2 protein-coding genes are annotated in these 4,487 nt (G+C 68.5%); one reads left to right on the top strand and one right to left on the bottom strand.

All coding sequences use genetic code 11. The annotated features are described in order from the left end of the window. The coding region (locus JOZ00_RS02080) for a fibronectin type III domain-containing protein (protein WP_293338986.1) at positions 1 to 2,254 on the top strand (2,254 nt) is incomplete at its 5' end. A 7-nt stretch (positions 2,255 to 2,261) separates the two neighbouring features. Here JOZ00_RS02080 and JOZ00_RS02075 read toward each other — a convergent pair. After that, positions 2,262 to 3,893, bottom strand: a complete 1,632-nt coding sequence (locus JOZ00_RS02075; RefSeq protein ID WP_293338983.1) for a hypothetical protein — start codon at positions 3,891 to 3,893, stop codon at positions 2,262 to 2,264. Positions 3,894 to 4,487: the final 594 nt, after the last annotated feature.

Below are 4,487 nucleotides of genomic sequence, written 5' to 3'. Positions count from 1 at the left end.
CATGACCGCCGGGAACCTCTACCCCGTAGCCGGCACCGGAACCTACGCCGACTCAGGCGACGGCGGACCAGCCACCGCCGCCGCGCTCGCCGACCCAGCCTGGATCGCCTTCGACCAAGCCGGCGACATGGCCATCGCCGAACGCTCCGGCAACCGCATCAGATGGGTCGGCGGCTCGACTCCCCCCGTCGTGGTGGCTCCCGGGGCGCCCACCGGCCTCACCGCCACTCCGGGTGACACCACGGTCCACCTGAGTTGGGCGTCGTCGACGATCGGTGGGACGCCCGCCGATTACGTGGTCGACGAGTACACCGGATCCACTGTCACTGGCAGCCCGACCGTGATCGACACCCACAGCACCAACCTCAGCACCACGATCACCGGGCTGACCGACGGGCAGGCCTACACCTTCACCGTCACCGCCACCAACGCGGGCGGCGCCAGCCCGGCCTCCAACCCAGCCACCGCCACCCCGGCACCGCCGGCCCCGGGCGCGCCCACCGGCCTCACCGCCACCCCGGGCGACACCACGGTGGCCTTGACCTGGTCCGCGCCCACCACCGGTCCCACACCGTCGGACTATCTGATCAACGAGTACGTCGGCTCCTCCCCCACCGGCAGCGTCACCACCATCGACACCCACAGCACCAACCTGGGCGCGACTGTCACTGGTCTGACCGACGGGCAGGCCTACACCTTCACCGTCACCGCCACCAACGCGGGCACAGCTGGGCCCGCCTCAGCCAGCTCCACTGCCACCCCGACGTCCGTGGCACCCGTCGCGCCCGGGGCCCCCACCTCCCTCGCCGCGAAGCCTGGTGACACGACCGTGGCTTTGATCTGGTCTGCTCCGACGACTGGCGGCGCGCCGTCGAACTACGTGGTCGACCAATACGTCGGAACCACCACCACGGCCGCCCCGACTGTGATCGACACCCACAGCACCAACCTGGGCGCGACTGTCACTGGGCTGACCGACGGCCAGGCCTACACCTTCACCGTCACCGCCACCAACGCGGGCGGCGCCAGCCCGGCCTCCAACCCAGCCACCGCCACCCCGACCGCCCCGACCCATCAGCGGACAGGGATCATCACCACCTTGGCCGGCACCGGAGGGGCGGGATTCTCAGGTGACGGGAGCGCGGCCACCGCGGCCACTCTCAACGTGCCGCGAGGCGCCACCGTCGATTCGGCCGGCAACGTGTTCATCGCCGACACGTCCAACAACCGGATCCGAGTCGTGGCCGCCACCACCGGCACCATCTTCGGGGTCAGCGTCAACCCCGGCGACATCTACACCATCGCCGGCACCGGCACCGCAGGCGGAGCGGGCGACGGCGGGCCGGCAACCGCAGCCCAGCTGAACAGCCCTGACGGGGTGGCCATCGACGGTCAAGGCAACCTGCTGATCGCCGACACCATCAACAACCGGATCCGAGTCGTGGCCGCCACCACCGGCACCTTCTACGGGATAGCGATGACCGCCGGCCACATCTACACCGTCGCCGGCACCGGCACCGAGGCCTACAGCGGCAACGGCGGCCTGGCTACCAGCGCCGCGTTCGACCATCCAGGCAGCGTGAGCGTCGACCCGGCGGGCGATCTGCTCATCACCGATACTGGCAACGAGTTCATCAGGGTCGTCGCCGCTACATCAGGAACCAAGTGGGGGGTGGCCATGGTCGCCAGCCACATCTACAACGTCGCCGGCAACGGCAACTACGGCTACGGCGGCAACGCGGGCCCCGCCTCGAACGCGGCCTTCGCCGACCCGGCGGCGGTCGTCGTTGACGCATCCGGCGATCTGGTCATCGCCGACACGGACAACAGCCGGGTCCGAGTAGTCGCCGCCGTGACCGGCACCCGATACGGGCAGTCCATGACCGCCGGGAACATCTACAGCATCGCCGGAACCGGGACCTACGGGTTCTCCGGCAACGGCGGCCCCGCCACCGCGGCGACCTTCGGCACCGTCAGCGGCGTGGCCATCGATCCCCAAGGCAACATCGCGGTCGCCGACGTCTGGAACGACCAGATCCGAGTCATCGCCGCGACCACCAGCACCGACGACGGCATCGCCATGACCGCCGGGAACCTCTACCCCGTAGCCGGCACCGGAACCTACGCCGACTCAGGCGACGGCGGACCAGCCACCGCCGCCGCGCTCGCCGACCCCGCCTGGATCGCCTTCGACCAAGCCGGCGACATGGCCATCGCCGAACGCTCCGGCAACCGCATCAGATGGGTCGGCTAAGGGGGGCCTAGCTCGAGACCACCCTCAGGGACTGCCAGGGAAGGTGCGGCATGTTGTAGTAGTCCGCGCTCACCCCAAGGGCGGGATAGGGGTCAGCCGCACCCGGATGCGGGGTCTCGAACGACAGGGCCAGGCTGGCCCCGCCAGAATCCCGGCAGAACGCTCCGTACACCTGCAGGGCTCTTCCGACAGCCAGCTCGAAGGGAGTGATCCCCGGGATGGCGGCCAAGTTGATGCTCGGATCGAGCTGGATGCGGCCACCCTCGGGGATGCAGTTGGGCGGGCTGCCATGGCCGTCTGACTTCACGGCCGGGGCCACGTAGGTAGAGCAGGTGAGCGAGGAGGAGAAGGCCAGGGCGTGGGGGATGTTCCCCGCCCCCAGCTCAGCCATAGTCGCCACCCCGACGAGCTGGGACAGCCCCGACCCGGTGCCACCCGGACCGCCGTAGATGTCGACGTTGCCCGGCCCGACCGTGCTCACTACTGCTCCCCAAGACGCCACCCAGCTGTTGCCCGAGCGTTGGGCCTGCCAGAACTCGTAGGCCAGGTTGGTCGACGGATCGACGATGACCATCTCGGCATCGGAGCCGCTCGTTGGCGTGGCGTCAGCGGGAATCGGCACCGGCTGGCGCGAGAGTGGGCACACCCCCCAGTTCTCCGTGCAGGACACCGAATACCTCGGGGTGCTGGCGTTCACATCGCTGTAGATAGGAGTGCCGTACTGGTAGATGTCGGCAGCGGGGCCGCTGCCGAGCTCAGCGGCGACCTGGCCGGTGCCCGGAACCGGAGCACCGGAGACCGGCTGGTTGAACGGGCTGGACGCCAAGAAGTAGTGAGCCAACGAGACGACGGGGGCGGTGGCTGCAGGCGAGACGGGCGCGGGAGGAGCTGTCGTTGAGCTCGTCGGTGCGGTCGTAGGAGGCGGGGGAGCAGTAGTGACAGTCGTCTCAGTAGTGACAGGAGCCACCGGAGGCGGCGGCGGAGCGCTCACGCCGGTGCCAAAGGGGTACACGTTGCCCGACGAGTTGGCCACCACGTAGCCGGTGGCGCCGGGGGCCACGCTCATACCGACGACGCTGCCCTCCCCTGGGACTGCACCGGTCGAGCCGAAGAAGGGCGCGTCGCCAAAGGCGAACACACCGCCGTCGCGGGCCACGAGCCAGTAGCCGGCTCCGCCGTCGTTCGCCATCCCGACGATGGGCAGGTTCAGCTGCATCCTGGCCGTCGAGCCGTAGAAGCGGGCGTCACCGAAGGAGAACACCCCACCATCGCTCGCCACCAGCCAGTAGCCGCGACCAGAAGGCGTCGAAGTGATTCCCACCACAGGCTTGGACAACCGGGTCCTTCCCGTCGAGCCGTGGAAACGGGCGTCGCCGAAGGAGAACACCCCACCATCGCTCGCCACCAGCCAGTAGCCGTCACCAGAAGGCGTCGAAGCAATACCCACCACCGGGTGGGAAAGCGATACGCCGGTCAGGTCTCCGAGGTTCGCGGCTCCGCCCCACGCCGAGACGGCCCCGTTGGACTGCACCGTCCAACCGCCGCCCTCCGGCGACAGGGCGACCCCTACTGTCGGCGGTGGCCCTCCGGCGAAGGCCATCGGGGTAAGCAGCCCGGCGAACATGGCAAGCACAACCACGAGGGCTGCGAATCCTCGTTGCTTGGGGCTGAGCGGTCGGACACGGCGCGCAATGGACTCCCGCATGCCGAGGTTTCTCGGAAGGTTGAGGGGATCCTTGAGTCAGGGCCCTGGCAATATCGTCCTCTTCTTGATCCTTCCTTATCTCTTCTTCGCTGTCTGGCCATCAATTCGCCGATTTCGGTTTCCCGCTGGCCTCAGCTGTTGACTCCTGGCTCAACCGTTAACTACGTCCACACTGCCCCACGGCAGGTGAGGCATGTCGAAGTAGTCGTGAGACGCTCCGTAGGGGGCGTATGGGTTCAGCGCACCCGCCGGCGGTTCCTGGAATGACAACGCCAGAGTGGCCCCGCCGCTGTCGCGCAGGATGGCACCGTAGGTCTGGAGAGCCCGTCCTACCGTGAGCTCGAACGGTGTGATGCCGGGGATCGACTCGAGCGAGATCGATGGCGGGATGCGGATGCGTGTCCCTTCAGGTAGGCAACCCGGCGGATGCTTCGTGCCGTCAGACTTCACCGCCGGAGGAACGAAGGTGTCGCAGGTCAACGAGGAGGAGAAGCTCAGCGCGTGGGGGATCTCCCCCTGCTCGATCTA

Origin of the sequence: Mycobacterium sp., assembly GCF_019243155.1 — a bacterium.
Taxonomy (GTDB): domain Bacteria; phylum Actinomycetota; class Actinomycetes; order Mycobacteriales; family Mycobacteriaceae; genus Mycobacterium.
Note: the sequence above shows the minus strand (reverse complement) of the source record. Positions and strands in the feature narration are given on the sequence as shown.